General features: G+C 63.0%; 17 protein-coding genes. 2 read left to right on the forward strand and 15 right to left on the reverse strand.

Going from position 1 to position 15,475, the window contains the following annotated elements:
- Window positions 1-77: 77 nt before the first annotated feature.
- The 4 genes from NKJ13_RS18915 to NKJ13_RS18930 form a co-directional block, all read right to left on the reverse strand.
- On the reverse strand, window positions 78-1,049 hold the full coding sequence (locus NKJ13_RS18915) for a beta-ketoacyl-ACP synthase III (protein ID WP_352506495.1): 972 nt from the start codon (window positions 1,047-1,049) through the stop codon (window positions 78-80).
- A gap of 9 nt (window positions 1,050-1,058) precedes the next feature.
- Window positions 1,059-2,129, reverse strand: a complete 1,071-nt coding sequence (plsX, locus tag NKJ13_RS18920) for a phosphate acyltransferase PlsX (protein WP_352477175.1) — start codon at window positions 2,127-2,129, stop codon at window positions 1,059-1,061.
- Between the two features lie 122 nt (window positions 2,130-2,251).
- Window positions 2,252-2,800 carry a YceD family protein gene (locus tag NKJ13_RS18925; protein WP_352477174.1) on the reverse strand — a complete coding sequence of 183 codons (549 nt, stop codon included), beginning with the start codon at window positions 2,798-2,800 and terminating at the stop codon, window positions 2,252-2,254.
- 41 nt (window positions 2,801-2,841) lie between these two features.
- Window positions 2,842-3,381: a ubiquinol-cytochrome C chaperone family protein gene (locus tag NKJ13_RS18930; protein ID WP_352649989.1), complete on the reverse strand. Its 540-nt coding sequence runs from the start codon at window positions 3,379-3,381 to the stop codon at window positions 2,842-2,844.
- 114 nt (window positions 3,382-3,495) lie between these two features.
- On the opposite strand from NKJ13_RS18930, the gene NKJ13_RS18935 reads away from it, so the two are divergent.
- Window positions 3,496-4,029, forward strand: a complete 534-nt coding sequence (locus tag NKJ13_RS18935; RefSeq protein ID WP_023674505.1) for an outer membrane protein assembly factor BamE — start codon at window positions 3,496-3,498, stop codon at window positions 4,027-4,029.
- Window positions 4,030-4,153: 124 nt separating this feature from the next.
- Here the strand turns inward: NKJ13_RS18935 and NKJ13_RS18940 are convergent, their stop codons facing one another.
- Window positions 4,154-6,295, reverse strand: coding sequence for a sodium-translocating pyrophosphatase (locus NKJ13_RS18940; RefSeq protein ID WP_352738297.1), 2,142 nt, complete (start codon window positions 6,293-6,295; stop codon window positions 4,154-4,156).
- A gap of 251 nt (window positions 6,296-6,546) precedes the next feature.
- A complete protein-coding gene (locus tag NKJ13_RS18945) occupies window positions 6,547-7,047 on the reverse strand; it encodes a DUF2165 family protein (protein ID WP_352477170.1) in 501 nt (166 codons plus the stop codon).
- A gap of 79 nt (window positions 7,048-7,126) precedes the next feature.
- Between NKJ13_RS18945 and NKJ13_RS18950 the strand changes: the two genes are divergently transcribed.
- The gene (locus NKJ13_RS18950; RefSeq protein ID WP_352506500.1) at window positions 7,127-7,360 is read left to right on the forward strand and encodes a hypothetical protein; all 234 of its coding nucleotides are present in this window, start codon (window positions 7,127-7,129) and stop codon (window positions 7,358-7,360) included.
- A 27-nt stretch (window positions 7,361-7,387) separates the two neighbouring features.
- Here NKJ13_RS18950 and NKJ13_RS18955 read toward each other — a convergent pair whose 3' ends face one another.
- From NKJ13_RS18955 to ribD, 9 genes are all read right to left on the reverse strand, one after another.
- Window positions 7,388-8,137 (reverse strand): ABC transporter permease, encoded by a 750-nt coding sequence (locus NKJ13_RS18955; protein ID WP_352778001.1) that lies wholly within the window; start codon window positions 8,135-8,137, stop codon window positions 7,388-7,390.
- The gene (locus tag NKJ13_RS18960) at window positions 8,134-9,072 is read right to left on the reverse strand and encodes an ABC transporter ATP-binding protein (RefSeq protein WP_352738295.1); all 939 of its coding nucleotides are present in this window, start codon (window positions 9,070-9,072) and stop codon (window positions 8,134-8,136) included. Before NKJ13_RS18960 ends, NKJ13_RS18955 begins: the two co-directional genes overlap by 4 nt.
- Window positions 9,069-10,244 (reverse strand): ABC transporter permease, encoded by a 1,176-nt coding sequence (locus NKJ13_RS18965; protein WP_352738293.1) that lies wholly within the window; start codon window positions 10,242-10,244, stop codon window positions 9,069-9,071. The genes NKJ13_RS18960 and NKJ13_RS18965 overlap by 4 nt, the downstream gene beginning before the upstream one ends.
- A 43-nt stretch (window positions 10,245-10,287) precedes the next feature.
- The gene (osmF, locus tag NKJ13_RS18970) at window positions 10,288-11,199 is read right to left on the reverse strand and encodes a glycine betaine ABC transporter substrate-binding protein OsmF (protein WP_352590546.1); all 912 of its coding nucleotides are present in this window, start codon (window positions 11,197-11,199) and stop codon (window positions 10,288-10,290) included.
- 159 nt (window positions 11,200-11,358) lie between these two features.
- Entirely contained in the window at window positions 11,359-12,576 is a 1,218-nt protein-coding gene (locus NKJ13_RS18975) for an MFS transporter (protein WP_352738291.1), read from the reverse strand.
- Window positions 12,573-13,073, reverse strand: a complete 501-nt coding sequence (gene nusB / locus NKJ13_RS18980; protein WP_352449306.1) for a transcription antitermination factor NusB — start codon at window positions 13,071-13,073, stop codon at window positions 12,573-12,575. Before nusB ends, NKJ13_RS18975 begins: the two co-directional genes overlap by 4 nt.
- Window positions 13,070-13,564 carry a 6,7-dimethyl-8-ribityllumazine synthase gene (gene ribH, locus NKJ13_RS18985; protein ID WP_352449305.1) on the reverse strand — a complete coding sequence of 165 codons (495 nt, stop codon included), beginning with the start codon at window positions 13,562-13,564 and terminating at the stop codon, window positions 13,070-13,072. The genes nusB and ribH overlap by 4 nt, the downstream gene beginning before the upstream one ends.
- Window positions 13,565-13,694: 130 nt before the next feature.
- A complete protein-coding gene (locus tag NKJ13_RS18990) occupies window positions 13,695-14,312 on the reverse strand; it encodes a riboflavin synthase (RefSeq protein ID WP_352456582.1) in 618 nt (205 codons plus the stop codon).
- A gap of 30 nt (window positions 14,313-14,342) precedes the next feature.
- Window positions 14,343-15,473 (reverse strand): bifunctional diaminohydroxyphosphoribosylaminopyrimidine deaminase/5-amino-6-(5-phosphoribosylamino)uracil reductase RibD, encoded by a 1,131-nt coding sequence (gene ribD, locus NKJ13_RS18995; RefSeq protein WP_352738288.1) that lies wholly within the window; start codon window positions 15,471-15,473, stop codon window positions 14,343-14,345.
- Window positions 15,474-15,475 lie beyond the last annotated feature (2 nt).

Consider the following 15,475-nt stretch of genomic DNA (forward strand, 5'->3'; position numbering starts at 1 on the left):
TAAATCGATACAAGCAACGGCAGAACCTAAGTAATTGATCCGTCAAGGTCAAGGACCCGAACCCGATAGTTCGGCACTTACCAGCGGAGCAGGACCGCGCCCCAGGTGAAGCCGCCGCCCATCGCCTCAAGCAGTACCAGGTCACCCGTTTTGATGCGACCGTCGGCGACGGCCGCGGACAGTGCCAGCGGCACGGAAGCAGCGGAGGTATTACCGTGCAGATCGACGGTCACCACCACCTTCCGCTCCTCTATCCCGAGCTTTTTGGCCGAAGCGTCAATAATTCGTTTATTGGCTTGATGCGGCACGAACCAGTCGAGATCGGCGGCGCTGATGCCGGCCTGTGCGAACGTCGCCTCGATGACGTCGGTGATCATGCCGACCGCATGCTTAAACACTTCGCGGCCTTCCATCCTGAGGTGCCCGACCGTTCCGGTGGTCGACGGCCCACCGTCGACGAAAAGCTTGTCCTTGTGGATGCCGTCGGAGCGCAGGCTGGCCGCCAGAACGCCTCGGTCGGCGATGCCGCCTGCTCCCGTGCCTGCTTCCAGCACCATCGCGCCGGCGCCGTCGCCGAACAAAACGCAGGTCGAGCGGTCGTTCCAGTCGAGAATGCGCGAAAATGTTTCCGAGCCGATCACCAGCACCCGTCTGGCCAAGCCGCCGCGGATATAGAGGTCGGCGGTCGTCACTGCATAGACAAAGCCGGAGCAAACCGCCTGCAGGTCGAAGGCAAAACCGTGGTGCATGCCGAGCCGGTTCTGGATCTCAACCGCGGTCGCGGGAAAGGTGTTGTTGGGCGTCGAGGTCGCCAGCACGATCAGGTCGATGTCGTCCGCCATCAGGCCGGCGCTGTCGAGGGCTGCGCGCGCCGCCGCCTCGCCCAGCGAGGCCGTCGTCTCGTCGTCGGCCGCGATGTGGCGCTGGCGAATACCGGTGCGCTGGACAATCCACTCGTCCGACGTCTCGACCATGCCTTCGAAATCGGCATTCTTCATAATGCGGCGGGGCAGCGCGGCGCCCGTGCCGCGCACGACTGATCTGATCAATGCTCTTTCCTATTCCTTTGCGTCGATGACGACGTCGGATTTCCGGATTGTCTGGGCATTCGGATTGCGGGCATGGAACAGGTCGAGATCGGCTTCGATGCGGTCAAGCAGATTGTTGCGTACCATGTCGTAGCCAAGCTCGATCGCCGCCGCAAAGCCATCCGAATCAGCCCCGCCATGGCTTTTCACCACGATGCCGTTCAACCCGAGGAAGACGCCGCCATTGGAGCGGCCGACATCCATCTTCTCGCGCAGGCGATTGAAGGCGGTCTTCGCGAAGATATAGCCGATCCTGGCCATCAGCGTCCGGTTCATCGCCGCGCGCAGGTAGCCGGCGATCTGCCTGACCGTGCCTTCCGCCGTCTTCAGCGCGATGTTGCCGGCAAATCCTTCGGTAACGACGACGTCGACACTGCCCTTGCCGATGTCGTCACCCTCGACAAAGCCATGGTAGTTCATCGAGGCCATGTTGGCCTCGCGAAGCATGCGGCCCGCCTCCTTGACCTCCTCCTGACCCTTGATCTCCTCGACGCCGACATTGAGCAGGCCGACGCTCGGCCGTTCGATGCCGAAAACCGAGCGCGCCATGCCGGTGCCCAGAATGGCAAAATCAACCAGTTGATGCGCATCCGCGCCGATAGTGGCGCCGACGTCCAGCACCACGCTTTCGCCGCGCAATGTCGGCCAGAGCGCTGCGATTGCCGGGCGATCGATGGTCGCCATGGTGCGAAGGCAGAACCTGGACATTGCCATCAGCGCCCCGGTATTGCCGGCTGAGATGCAGGCGTCGGCAGTGCCTGCCTTGACCGCCTCGACGGCCTTCCACATCGATGATTTCCAGCGACCATGGCGCAGCGCCTGGCTCGGCTTGTCGTCCATCCGGACTGCGATCTCGCAGTGGATGAACTCGCTCACGTCCGCCAGCTTGGGGAATTTGGCGAGTTCGGGCCGTACCACTTCTTCGCGCCCATAAATGACGAAGCGTATGTCCGGACGGCGGGTGGCGACAGTCATGAGCGCCGGGATGACCACGCTTGGCCCGTGATCGCCGCCCATGGCATCGATGGAAATCCTGATCACGCGGTGTTATCTCACGGTTGCTTGGCCAGCGGGCTTGCCAAGGTACGGGGCTCGCGAAGGTTCGGCGAAAATAACGGTTTTGGGCTGCCGCACAACCAACTTTTCTCAAATTGGATCAGCTATCAGGATTTTCCCAACAGTGATCTGAGCTTTTGCTGGAATTCATTCTCCACAGGCTCGGCATCGCCGGCGGCCTCCAGCGACACACCGGGCTTGCGCGGATAGGGATCGATCGCCAAGCCAAAGAACTGTTCGGCAAGCGCCCCGACGTCGATGGCGTCGCCGGAAAAGGTCTCCGGGCTGTCCGGCCCTTCGGCGTCGAGCAGGATCTCACCGCCGCCGTCGAAACCTTGCCGCCCGAGCTTGGATTGCTCCGGCAGGAACAGCGCTTCGACCGGCTCGTCGATATGCGCCTTGACCGGGTCGAGGGTGACGATGCAGGCCTGCGTTACATCGGCCTCGACATGGCCGCTGACTTTCACCCCGTTGCGCTTCCAAGGCTCGACCAGGAGTTCGGCGCGATAGTTTTCGACCGAAAGCAGCTCGTGCTCGGCGGCCAGCAGGGCGCGCTGCCCGGCGTCGGCATCGATCACCACCGGCAGCCCCTTTTGCGGCAGCCGAGCGACATTTGCCCGGAATGACACTGGGCTGTGGATATCAGGACGTTTCATGTTCGCCTCCACTTCGCCATCTTCATTCGGCCTGCCGCCGCTCAAGCGTTGGCCACGGGAAATGCCACCGTGCCGGAAACGATCGATTCGGTCGGCTGTTCCGTGAGTTGCCTGGATGCATCGGCGGCATAGAGTGCCAGTTGCGACGCTTGCGGCCAGGCGCCGGCATCCGGCCTGACATTGCGGGCAAGGGCGGCGGCGAGTGCATCATGGTCATTTCGTTGCAGCGCATCATCATAGGCGGCGGTACGGCCATAGAACATCTTCGCCAGTTTGCGCATTCGCTTCGGCACGCCGACGTCGCCAATGCCCAATTCACGCAACGAATGTTCGACATCCATGAAGAACTCGTCGATCAGCACCTGCGCAACCTCCGCCGCGGCACCGCCCTCGCCGCGCAATCGGTGCTGGAACAGGAACATATGTAACGACAGCATCTCGAAGCGGCCAAGCGGCGTGTCCGGCACGTTCCAGGCGGAATAAAACACCGTTTGCCGCGCCGCCGCCACGATTTGTGCGTAAAGCGCCTCGGTGATGGCGCGGTTGGCATGTCGTTCGCGGCCAAAGAGGCGCTGGAACATTTGAGGGTGGTCTCCCGGGACCGTTTGTTGAAGTGGCCTTGTTGCATCGGCAAGCAAGCTGGTTTACCGGTTTTGCGGCCCAGCGCAAGTTGCGGCCAGCTTATGGAGTTGTAGTTGCGCGCGCTGAAATTCAAGTCGACTTTCCTGCCCAGGCCCGGCGGTGCGGTTTCGCTGCTGGTGATCGCTGCGGCACTTTCCGCCTGCAATTCGTCCAAGATGATCGGCGATCTCAATCCGAGCGAGACGCTGACGCAAGGCTACGTCATCGACCAGCAGGCGATCGACCTGGTGCCGGTCGGCTCAAGCCGCGAACAGGTGCTGCTGGCGCTCGGCACTCCCTCGACGAAGGCGACCTTCGATAACGAGGCCTTTTATTACATTTCTCAGACGCGCAAGCGCTATGTCGCCTTCGACAAGCCGCGGCTGGTCGACCAACATGTGCTGGCGGTCTATTTTGGCGATGACGGGCGCGTCACCCAGATCGCCAATTATGGCTTGAAGGACGGCAAGGTGTTCGACTTCATCTCGCGCACCACGCCGACCGGCGGCAAGGACCAGAACTTCCTCAGCCAGATCATCAGTGGCGCCAGTAAGCTGGCGCCTGGCGTTCCCGGCGCCAGCGGCGGCAGCACGCTCGGCGGCACCTGATCCACCCGAGGGTGTCGGCTTCCTTCCGTTCCTTTCGCTTCCCTGTAAGCGGCATATCTCAGGCAATGAAAAACCCGCGGGAGCGATCCCGCGGGTTTTTGTCTTAAGGCCATAGCGACCGAGCTTAGCCGTGCGCGAGAACGGCCAGCAACAGCAGCGCGACGATGTTGGTGATCTTGATCGCCGGGTTGACCGCTGGGCCGGCAGTATCCTTGTAGGGATCGCCGACCGTGTCGCCGGTCACCGAAGCCTTGTGCGCTTCGGAGCCCTTGAGGTGCTTGAGGCCGTCCTTGTCGACGAAACCGTCTTCGAACGACTTCTTTGCGTTGTCCCAGGCGCCGCCGCCGGAGGTCATCGAGATGGCAACGAACAGGCCGTTGACGATGACGCCGAGCAGCGAGGCGCCGAGCGCGGCAAAGGCGGATGCCTTCGAACCGGAGATCAGGAGGACGCCGAAATAAACCACCAGCGGCGCCAGCACCGGCAGCAATGATGGAACGATCATCTCCCGGATCGCTGCCTTGGTCAGAAGGTCGACGGCGCGCGCATAGTTCGGCTTCGAGGTGCCGGCCATGATGCCCGGATCCTCGCGGAACTGCTTGCGCACCTCCTGGACGATAGCGCCCGCGGCGCGGCCGACGGCGGTCATGGCGATGCCGCCGAACAGATACGGGATCAGGCCGCCGAAGATCAGGCCGGCGACGACGTAAGGATTGGAGAGGTCGAAGGAGACGTCGCCCATGCCCTGGAAGTAGGGGTATTTGTCGCCATTGGCGGCAAAGAACTTCAGGTCGTTAGAGTAGGCCGCGAACAGCACCAGCGCGCCGAGGCCGGCCGAGCCGATAGCGTAGCCCTTGGTTACCGCCTTGGTGGTGTTGCCGACAGCGTCAAGCGCGTCGGTTGACTGGCGCACTTCCTTGGGCAGGCCGGCCATTTCGGCAATGCCGCCGGCATTGTCGGTAACCGGGCCGAAGGCATCGAGCGCGACGATCATGCCGGCGAGGCCGAGCATCGTCGTCACCGCGATCGCCGTACCGTAGAGGCCGGCAAGCTGGTATGTCGAGATGATGCCGCCGACGATGACGATCGCCGGCAACGCCGTCGCTTCCAGCGAGACCGCGAGGCCCTGGATGACGTTGGTGCCGTGACCGGTGACCGAGGCCTGGGCGATGGAGTTCACCGGACGCTTGTTGGTGCCGGTATAATATTCGGTGATCACCACGATGAGGCCGGTCACCGCAAGGCCGACAAGGCCGCAGATGAACAGGTTCGTGCCGGTAATAGCCATGCCGGCGACGGTGCCGATCTCCCCCCAGCCGATACATGCCGAAGTGGCTACGGCAAGGCCGACAATCGACAGCACCCCGGTGACGATCAGGCCCTTGTAGAGCGCGCCCATGATCGAGCCGCTGGAACCAAGCTTGACGAAGAAGGTTCCGACGATCGAGGTGAGGATGCAGGCGCCGCAGATGGCCAGCGGATAGAGCATGGCCGCGCCGAGAACGGCGGTGCCGCCGAAGAAGATGGCGGCCAGGACCATGGTGGCGACCACAGTCACTGCATAGGTCTCGAACAGGTCGGCCGCCATGCCGGCGCAATCGCCGACATTGTCGCCGACATTGTCGGCAATGGTGGCCGGATTGCGTGGATCGTCTTCGGGAATGCCGGCTTCAACCTTGCCGACGAGATCGCCGCCGACGTCGGCGCCTTTAGTGAAGATGCCGCCGCCGAGACGGGCGAAGATCGATATAAGCGAGGCGCCGAAGCCGAGCGAAACAAGCGAGTCGATGACGACGCGATCGTTTGGCTGCAGACCCATGAACTGGGTCAGGATCAGGTAGTAGATGGAGACGCCGAGAAGGGCCAGGCCAGCTACCAGCATGCCAGTGATGGCGCCCGACTTGAAGGCGATCTCGAGGCCGGCAGCGAGGCTGTTGGAAGCCGCCTGCGCGGTGCGCACATTGGCCCGCACCGAGACGTGCATGCCGATGAAGCCAGCGGCACCCGACAGAACGGCGCCGATCAGGAAGCCGATGGCGGCGGTAATCGAAAGCAGCCACCAGGCGAGCAGCAGGACCACGACACCGACGATGGCGATGGTGGTGTACTGGCGCGCCAGATAAGCCTGCGCGCCTTCGCGGATGGCCGCGGAAATTTCCTGCATGCGTGCATTGCCCTGATCGGCCGCGAGAACCGAACGTGTCGCCCAGATGGCGTAAAGGACTGAAAGCAGACCGCAGGCGATGACAGCTGAAATTATGGTCATTGCCGAATTTTCCTCGATTGGTGGCCCAAAAGAACCCCTCCCCGGGCCGTTGAGACAGGGGACGAATTTCCGCAACCGGAATCCGTCCCTTCGCAGCGGCTTATGCGAAACAGGGCTCGGAACGTCAAGATATTGTTCGGTTCTTGTCCGGCTTTCGCCCAAAAGATCCCGGTTTCGCCCAAAAGGCTGGACGGCAGTGCGCCTGTCGACACCGCCATCCGGTAAGATCGATTGAAATCGACGAAGGGCCGTCAAGCTTTGCGCGGGTCGCCGTCCGGCTGGACGACGAAGACCAGCACCACCAGCATGGTCATGTAGAATTTGAACGCCGCCTCCTGACCGTTCCATGTCGAAGACTGCCACATGGCAAACCACTCGCCGCCAACGACCATGAAACCGAAATACCAAACGAGGAAGCCCATTGTGGCGGCAATGATGGCGAACTTCTTGGCATCGTTGAAAGCCTGTCCGCTGGCGTTGCGCGCCTGCCAGAGTTGCCAGGCGGCGATCAGGTAGAGCAGGCAGGTCAGCGCCTCGCCAAGGATGATCAGCCAGTAGCCTGCCGTCCACAAGGCCGGGTTGGTGATCGAGCGGTACATCAGTGCGTTGCCGGGAAAGGTCGTGTCCATGCTCAGCACATGCTGGACAAAGGCGAAGTTTGAGCCGTAATCGGTGATGTTGCCAAAGGCGACGAGGAAGGCGAAAGCCGCCAGACACAAACACATGACGATCTTGGAGAAACGCGCGGTCATGGCAAGAACTCCTGCTGAAAGATCGGGGCATCGCACTCATCAATCGCCGAGTCCCGAAGATCGCGCAACGGGTGGCCCAGTGATCATCGTACTCACAGCCATTGCAAGACATTATGCCGGCAAGCAAGACATTGCCGAGACTGTCGAAGCCCTCGATCTCGATAGTGATTGCGCTGTGGGCGACTTGGTCTCTGTGGTTAGAGCCGGTACACAGCACGATTTCGCCGTCATCCGCCGCCGCTGGATCGCCAGCGGGACGGGTATGGCGCTCGAACTGACGCTTGATCATCCGGCGCGTTCGATCGGCCGCTGAAAGGAAACGAAGTTCGCTCGGAGAGGCTTACTCCGCCTCGCGTCCCATGCGCCGCGCGGTGTAGCGCTCGATCGCCGACAGCCCGTCATAGATCAGTACGGCAAGGGCGGCGACGATCAGGCCGCCCTGCAGGATGAAGGCGAGGTTGTTCGACAGTAGGCCGGCGATGATCACCTCGCCCAATGTCCTCGCCGCGACTGTCGAGCCGATGGTCGCGGTGGCAAGGCTGATCACCACCGACAGCCGGATACCGCCGAGAATGATCGGCGCGCTGAGCGGCAGTTCGACCTTGACCAGCCTTTGCCAGCCAGTCATGCCGGCGCCACGCGCCGCCTCGACGACGTTGGCTGGCAGCGTCGTCAGGCCGGTCAGCGCGTTCTCGAAGATCGGCAGCAGGCCATAGAGAAACAGCGCAATCAGCGTCGGCTTTTCGCCGAAGCCGACCGCCGGCACGGCAAGCGCCAGCACCGCCACCGGTGGAAAGGTCTGGCCTATGTTGACCAGGCTGCGCGACAGCGGCAGGAATTCGGCGCCGGCTGGCCTGGTGACCAGAATGGCGAGCGCGACCGCAACGATCGCCGCGGCAACCGTCGCGATCAGCACGGTCCGCAGATGCAGCAGCGTCAACGTCAAAAGGCTGCCCTGATTGTAGATTACCGGCGCGTTGTTCTCTGTCAGCGGCTTCAGCAGCGGTTCGAACCAGCCGGGATTGGTGACGAAGGCAATAAGCACTACCACCAAGGCCAGCCTGAGCAGCGACGGAAGCCAGGCTTTCATGCCGGCCTCGCCGCTCGCTTAACCAGCCCGTCCACAGTGACGCGGCCAAGCGGCTTGCCGTCGGTATCCTTCACCGGAAGTGCCGGGCGGCCCGACCACAGGAGTTCGGCCAACGCGTCGCGTTGGCTGGCGTCACCGGGGATCGCCTCGCCTTCGGCCGTGCCTTTTTCCACCGCGTCGCGCACCCGGCCAAGCGACAACAGCCGGAACGGTTTTTCGCTGGCGCCAACCAGGGTCTCGACAAACGCGCTGGCCGGTTTCGCCAGTATCTCGGCCGGCGCGGCATATTGCACTACTTTGCCGCCATCCATCACCGCGATCTTGTCGCCCATGTGAACGGCCTCTTCCATGTCATGGGTGACGAGGATGATGGTGGTGCCGAAGCGTTTCTGGATCGCCAGCAGATCCTCCTGCGCCTTGTTGCGGATGATCGGATCGAGCGCGCCGAAGGGCTCATCCATCAACAGCACGTTGGGTTCCGCGGCAAGCGCCCGGGCGACGCCGACGCGCTGCTGCTGGCCGCCGGAAAGCTCATGCGGATAGCGTGGCCCGTAGGCTTGCGGGTCGAGCTGGTATAGCGTCATCAGCTCGTCGACGCGGGCCTTGATGCGGTTGGCGCCCCAGCCGAGCAATACCGGCACAGTGGCGATGTTCTGCGCCACCGTGCGATGCGGAAACAGGCCGTGGCCCTGGATGGCATAGCCGATGCTGCGACGCAGCTCATAATCCGGGACCGAGCGGTTATCGACGCCGTCGAGCTTGATCACGCCCGATGTCGGCTCGACCAGCCGGTTGATCATGCGAAGCAGCGTCGTCTTGCCGGAGCCGGAGGTGCCGACGATGACGGCGATGCTGCGCGGCTCGATTACTATCGACACGTCGTCGACGACTGTCGTCTCGCCGTAGCGCTTGGTGATGCCTTCGATCTCGATCATGCCGTTTCAACCCTGCGCTTGCTGGCGCTCATTTCGATCACTGCATCGAGGATGATGGCAGCGGCGAAGGCCAGCACCACCGTGGGAACAGCACCGAGCAGCACCAGGTCCATCGCCGTCTGGCCGACCCCCTGGAATACGAACACGCCAAAGCCGCCGCCGCCGATCAACGCGGCAATCGTGGCGAGGCCGATATTCTGCACCAGCACGATGCGGATGCCGGTGAGGATCACCGGGAAAGCCAGCGGAAACTCGACGCCGAACAGCCGCTCGCGGTCGGTCATGCCCATGCCGCGCGCTGCGTCGTTGGCGGCACGCGGCACACCGGCGAGGCCGACCACGGTGTTGGCCACTACCGGCAGCAGTGAATAGAGGAACAAAGCGACGAAAGCCGGCGCCGTGCCGATGCCGCGAATGCCGAGCGCGGCAGCTCCCGGCACATGCGAAGCGACCCAGCCGAGCGGTGCGATCAAGAGGCCGAACAGCGCAATCGAAGGAATGGTCTGGATGATATTCAGCACGTTGAGCACACCGGCCCGCAATTTCTCGACGCGGTGGCAGAGGATGCCGAGCGGCAGGCCGATGATCACCGCTGCCGCCAGCGAACCCAGCGCCAGCGTCACATGCTTGGAGCCTTCCGCCCAAAAACTATCGGAGCGATTGAAATATTCCTTGAGGATCGACAGGCTGTTCCAGCTTCCCGAGACGAGCAGCAGCCCGATCGCCGCGGCGGCGACAACAAGCACGCCGATCCGTGCCTGCGGCAACAGGTTCAGCCGCGTAAGCACGTCGGCGAGCAGAAGCGTGAAGGCGAAGATAAGCAGCCAAAAGCCCGAAGCCGGCGAGATACGGGCGAAGGTGTTGCCGGCAGGTGTCAGGAAACTGCCGGCAACGCCGATCAGCAGCGCCAGCGCCGCAAGCGCAACCACACTGGCGGCGAGGCGCAGAACAAGCGGCGTTTTCAGCAGCGCAATGAGCGCCGCTGCGACAACAATCGCCATCAACAGCGGACCGACCGTCGCAGGCAAAGATTCGACGATCGAGCGCGTCTCACCGGGTACGATGCGATTGGCGCGGAAGGTGGCGAATGGCGCCGCAAAAGCCGCATAGGCCGATATCGCCGCGATGACCACGCCGAGCTTGTCGAACCGGATGCGCACGCCCTCCCCCATCGGCCGATCCGGCGCACCTCGAAAGCGGAGCGCCGGAATCGCCTTACTTCAGGAAGCCGTTCTTTTTCAAAAAGTCCTCAGCGACGCCCTTGACCGGCTCGCCGCCAACCTGCACGCGGCCATTCAACTCCTGCAGCGTGACAAGGTCGAGCTTGGCGAACACCGGCTTCAGCAGTGTCTCGATCTCGGGATGCTCCTTCAGCACCGCCTCGCGGATGATCGGCGCCGGCTGGTAGACCGGCTGCACACCCTTGTCGTCCTCAAGCACGACAAGGCCGGAGGGCGCGATGCCGCCGTCGGTGCCATAGACCATGGCGGCGTTGGCGCCGTTAGTCTGGTTGGCCGCAGCGGCAATGGTCGCCGCCGTGTCGCCGCCCGACAGCGTGATCAACTGGTCCGGCTTTAGCGTGAAGCCATAGGTCTTCTGGAAAGCGGGCAGCGCGGCCGCCGAATTGACGAACTCGGCGGAGGCCGCCAGCACCACCTTGCCGGCGCCCGAGACATATTTGCCGAAGTCGGAAAGGGTGACGAGCTTATTGGTATCGGCGACCTCCTTGCGCAGGGCGATCGCCCAGGTGTTGTTGGCCGGTGACGGTGACAGCCAGACGATCTTGTTGGAGTCGTAGTCGAGCTTCTTGGCAGTCTCATAGGCCTTGGCGGCGTCTTTCCACACCGGATCGTCGGCCTTCTCGAAGAAGAAGGCGGCGTTGCCGGTGTATTCCGGATAGATGTCGATCTCGCCGGCTGTAATCGCCTTGCGTACCACGGGCGTGCCGCCGAGCTGGATACGGTCGGTAGTCTGGATATTATTGGCGTTCAGCACCAGCTGGATGATATTGCCGAGCACACCGCCCTCGGTGTCGATCTTCGACGACACCACCACCTGGGCACTCGCCGAGGCCAACGCAATTCCGAGCGCCAGTACAGCGCCGGCCAGAATCTTGATTGAAAACATCTCACAAATCCCTTGCTGTGAACCGGAATACGGCTGCCGCATATGAGCATGGCTTCGATGCCCCGTCGGGGTACACGGTTTCATAAGAGGGGGGATGGGCGCAATAATTTTGTTCGGATGTGAGTGAATCCGCTGCCGCGACGTCCCGACAGGGTGACGTCAGTTGGCCGCGCGCAAGCCCGTCATCTTCAACACGCCCAGTGCCACGAAACACAGCACGACGACCGGGAAAATCATCCAGTTCAACATCTCCCAGCCCCAGGCATTGTAGACTGCCCCCGACATCAGCGAGGCGAAGGCGACGGAGCCGAACAGGACGAAATCGTGGAACCCCTGGACCTTGCCTTTTTCGGATGACTGGTAGCTGTCGGCCACCATGGCGGTGGCACCGATGAAGCTGAAGTTCCAGCCAAGGCCGAGCAGGATCAGCGCCGTCCAGAACTGCCACAGTGCCAACCCTGACAGCGCCACTATGGCGCAGCCAATCAGCAGCACCAGGCCGATGGCCACGATCCGCTCAGCGCCGAAGCGATAGATCAGCGACCCGGTGAAGAAGCTCGGCGCGAACATCGCCATGACGTGCCAGGAAATGCCGAGCGTGGCGTCGTCGGTCGAAAGGCCGCAGCCGACCATGGCCAGAGGCGCGCCGGTCATCACGAAGCTCATCAGTGCGTAGCTGCCGATGGCGCAAAACAACGCCGCGACGAAGCGTGGCCTGGTGACGATTTCCGAGAGCGGCCGGGCGTCGCTGTCGGAAATTTCCACCTTCTCGGTTGCCTTGGCTGGGATACGCAACAAAGAGAGAATGGCGGCGCCGACCGCCGCCAGCACCAGGATGGACGCAAACGAGCCGGCAAACTTCACCGGCGAGAATAGATCGCCGGTGAAGATGACGATCTGCGGCCCAAGGATGGCGGTGACGATGCCGCCGGCCAGCACGAAGGAGATGGCACGCGCCTTGAATTCAGGCGGAGCATTGTCGGCGGCGGCAAAGCGGAACTGCTGGACGAAGGCGCCCCCGATGCCGATCACGGCCAAGCCGAAAGCGAACAGCCAGAAGCTGTCATGAAACAGCGCCAACGTGGCGATCAGCCCGCCAAGCGCCGTGACCGCTGTGCCGGTCATGAAGCCGTCGCGCTGGCCGAGCCGGCGGATGATCGCCGCGGCCGGCAGGGAACCGAGCGCCACGCCGACATTGAAGCCGGTGATCGGCGCGGTTGCCAGCGACTTGTCAGCGTCGAGCAGGTACTGCCCGGCCAATCCGCCCATGGAAATGGCGATGGGTGCGGCCGAGCCGATGATCGCCTGCGAGGCTGCGAGGATGAAGGCGGTGCGACGCGCTTCCTTGCCCGCCTCAACGGCGACGACAGCAGTCATGAGGCGTCCTTGCCCCGGCCCTCGCCACGCACCCGGCGCGACACGCGATCAAGCACCGCATTGACCAGTTTCGGCTCGTCTTCTTCGTAAAATGCCTTGGCGATGTCGACATATTCGGAGACGATGACCGCCACCGGCACGTCCTCGCGCTGCATCAGCTCGTAGACGCCGGCGCGCAATATGGCGCGCAACGTCGAATCGAGCCTCGACAGAGGCCAGTCCTCGGTCAGCGCCTGTCGGATGACTGGATCGATGGTCTTCTGGTGCTCGACAACGCCGGCAAGAATGGCGCGAAACCATTGCGCATCGGCTTCGCGATAGAGCGCGCCATCGACTTCCTTGCCGAGCCTGAACGCCTCGTATTCGGCGGTGATCTCAAACACACCGCTGCCGGCGACGTCCATCTGGTAGAGCGCCTGCACGGCGGCCAGACGGGCAGCACCGCGCTTGTTGGCATGGCGAACCGCAGGCTGGCCGGGCGAAGCGGGTTCGCTCACGTTCGCTCTCCCAGCTGTTCCTTTAGAGCGATCATGGTCAGCGCCGCACGCGCCGCAAAGCCGCCCTTGTCGCCTTCCGAACGTCTTGCTCGCGTCCATGCCTGTTCGTCGTTTTCGGTGGTCAGGATGCCGTTGCCGATGCAGACTGCATCCTGCACGGACAGGTCCATCAGGGCACGGCTGGATTCATTGGCGACGATATCGAAATGATAGGTGTCGCCGCGGACCACCGTGCCGAGGGCGACGAAGCCGTCATAGTTCGTCCCGCCTTCGGAGGCACCGTCGAGCGCGAAGGAAATCACCGCCGGGATTTCGAGCGAGCCCGGAACGGTGACGACATCGTATGTCGCGCCCGCTTCCTCGAGGGCCTTTGTCGCGCCTTCGAGCAACGCGTCGGCAAGGTCGTCGTGAAAGCGCGCCTCGATGACAAGAAGGTGGGCCTTCTTCTTCGGACGGATGAACGCTTTGCCGTGTTGGGATGTGCCTGCCATAGATGTCTCCGGGGATCGCCGGTGACTTAGGCCGAAGCCGGTTTGATCGCAAGCGGAAGATTGCCGAAGGAACTTTCAAGGCCAACTCGGCGGCGGTCGCATCAGGGAATGGGCTTTATGGACGAGCGCCTCAAAGCCCCTCTTTAGCCGCCTCCACCAGTCGCGCTGCGTAGCGGGCCATGGTGTCGATCTCGAGATTGACGTGGTCGCCGACCTGCCGCTCGCCCCAGGTGGTGACGCTCAGCGAATGGTGGATCAACAGCACGTCGAAGCGGGTGCCTTCGACGTTGTTGACGGTCAGCGAAGTGCCGTCGAGCGCGACGGAGCCCTTGGGCGCGATGAATTTGGCCAGCTCTCGCGGTGCTTCCAGGGTGAAGCGAACGGCGTCGCCCTCTTCCTTGCGCGCCACGATCTCGGCCATGCCGTCTACATGGCCCGACACGATATGGCCGCCAAGCTCGTCGCCGATCTTCAGTGCCCGCTCAAGGTTGATTCGCGTGCCGGCCTTCCAGCCCATCGCCGTCGTCAGCCTGAGCGCTTCTTCCCAGGCCTCGACCTCGAACCAGCGTGCGTTGGCGCCGTCTTCCGGCAATCCCGTCACCGTCAGGCAAACGCCGCCGCAGGAAATCGAGGCGCCGATGGCAATGGTCTGCGGATCGTAAGCGGTGTCGATACGCAAACCGACGCCTTCCCTGAGCGGCTTCACGGCTGCGACGGTGCCGACATCGGTGACGATTCCAGTGAACATTAGTTTGGCCCCGTGAACATCAGTTCGGTCCTAGATGTCTCTTATCCATTCCGCATATGTATCTTCGCCGAAACGCATGTTGCGCAATTTGCGAAATCCCGGCGGGATATTGTTGGCATCGACTGGCGATGCAATGCCGTCCCCGCCGATCGCATCCGGCCCCTGAAACAGCACGATGCGGTCGACCACTTGTTCGGCGAGGAAGGCCTTGGCGATCTTGGCGCCGCCCTCGATCAGCACGCTGGCCATGCCGAGTGCCGCCAGATCCTCGAGCAGTTCCGGCAGCGCAATATCGCCTTCATACGTCTCAGTGCCGATAAAGCGCACGCCGGTGCGTTCGAGCGCGGCCCGCCGACGTGGATCGGCCTCGGCACAAGCGGCGACATAGAGCGGGACCCGGTCGACGCCGGCGACCAGTTTCGAAGTCTCCGGCAGCCTGATCTGGCGGTCGAGTACGATGCGCGCCGGCGAACGGCTCTCCAGTCCCGGAAGCCGAACCGTCAGCGCCGGATCGTCCTCCAGTGCCGTGCCGATGCCGATCAATATGCCATCGGCTTCGGCGCGCATCAGATAGACTTCGCGTCGGGCGATATCGCCGGTGATGGAGACCTGTCCCTCGCCTTTCACGCCGATCTTGTTGTCGCTCGAAAGCGCAAGTTTCAGGATCACTTCCGGGCGTTTTTTCAGAGATCGAATTAAATAGCCGGCCATCTGCTCCGCGGCTTCGGCGGCCAGCACTTTTTCCACCACTTCGACGCCGGCGGCACGCAAGATTGCATAGCCCTTGCCGGAAACACGCGGGTCCGGATCGCTGGCAGCGCCGACCACACGCGCCACGCCGGCACTGACCAGCGCATTGGCGCAAGGCGGCGTGCGGCCGTGATGGGCGCAGGGCTCCAGCGTTACATAGGCGGTGGCGCCGCGCGCCAGTTCGCCGGCCTCTGCCAAAGCCTCGGTCTCGGCATGCGGCCGGCCGCCGACGGCGGTGACGCCGCTGCCGACGATCATCGGCCCGTCGCCGTCATCGCGCACGATCAGCGTGCCGACGGAAGGGTTGGTCGAGGTCCGCCCGGCATTCTTGCGCGACAGCCTGAGGGCTGCCGCCATATAGCGGCGATCGAGGACCTCTTGCTCAGCCGTGCTGCGTTCGGACCCTGCCATGC

It is taken from the genome of Mesorhizobium sp. M0174, from assembly GCF_040322275.1.
In the GTDB taxonomy this organism is placed as follows: Bacteria; Pseudomonadota; Alphaproteobacteria; order Rhizobiales; family Rhizobiaceae; genus Mesorhizobium.

Bases quoted from the DNA above. Each gene is read 5' to 3' on its own strand.
- NKJ13_RS18960 (WP_352738295.1), bottom strand. From the start codon at position 9,072: ATGATCGAGATCGAAGGCATCACCAAGCGCTACGGCGAGACGACAGTC.
- NKJ13_RS18945 (WP_352477170.1), bottom strand. From the start codon at position 7,047: ATGACCGCGCGTTTCTCCAAGATCGTCATGTGTTTGTGTCTGGCGGCT.
- osmF (WP_352590546.1), bottom strand. From the start codon at position 11,199: ATGTTTTCAATCAAGATTCTGGCCGGCGCTGTACTGGCGCTCGGAATT.
- NKJ13_RS18990 (WP_352456582.1), bottom strand. From the start codon at position 14,312: ATGTTCACTGGAATCGTCACCGATGTCGGCACCGTCGCAGCCGTGAAG.
- NKJ13_RS18955 (WP_352778001.1), bottom strand. From the start codon at position 8,137: ATGAAAGCCTGGCTTCCGTCGCTGCTCAGGCTGGCCTTGGTGGTAGTG.
- NKJ13_RS18965 (WP_352738293.1), bottom strand. From the start codon at position 10,244: ATGGGGGAGGGCGTGCGCATCCGGTTCGACAAGCTCGGCGTGGTCATC.
- NKJ13_RS18940 (WP_352738297.1), bottom strand. From the start codon at position 6,295: ATGACCATAATTTCAGCTGTCATCGCCTGCGGTCTGCTTTCAGTCCTT.
- ribD (WP_352738288.1), bottom strand. From the start codon at position 15,473: ATGGCAGGGTCCGAACGCAGCACGGCTGAGCAAGAGGTCCTCGATCGC.
- ribH (WP_352449305.1), bottom strand. From the start codon at position 13,564: ATGGCAGGCACATCCCAACACGGCAAAGCGTTCATCCGTCCGAAGAAG.
- NKJ13_RS18975 (WP_352738291.1), bottom strand. From the start codon at position 12,576: ATGACTGCTGTCGTCGCCGTTGAGGCGGGCAAGGAAGCGCGTCGCACC.
- NKJ13_RS18930 (WP_352649989.1), bottom strand. From the start codon at position 3,381: ATGTTCCAGCGCCTCTTTGGCCGCGAACGACATGCCAACCGCGCCATC.
- NKJ13_RS18925 (WP_352477174.1), bottom strand. From the start codon at position 2,800: ATGAAACGTCCTGATATCCACAGCCCAGTGTCATTCCGGGCAAATGTC.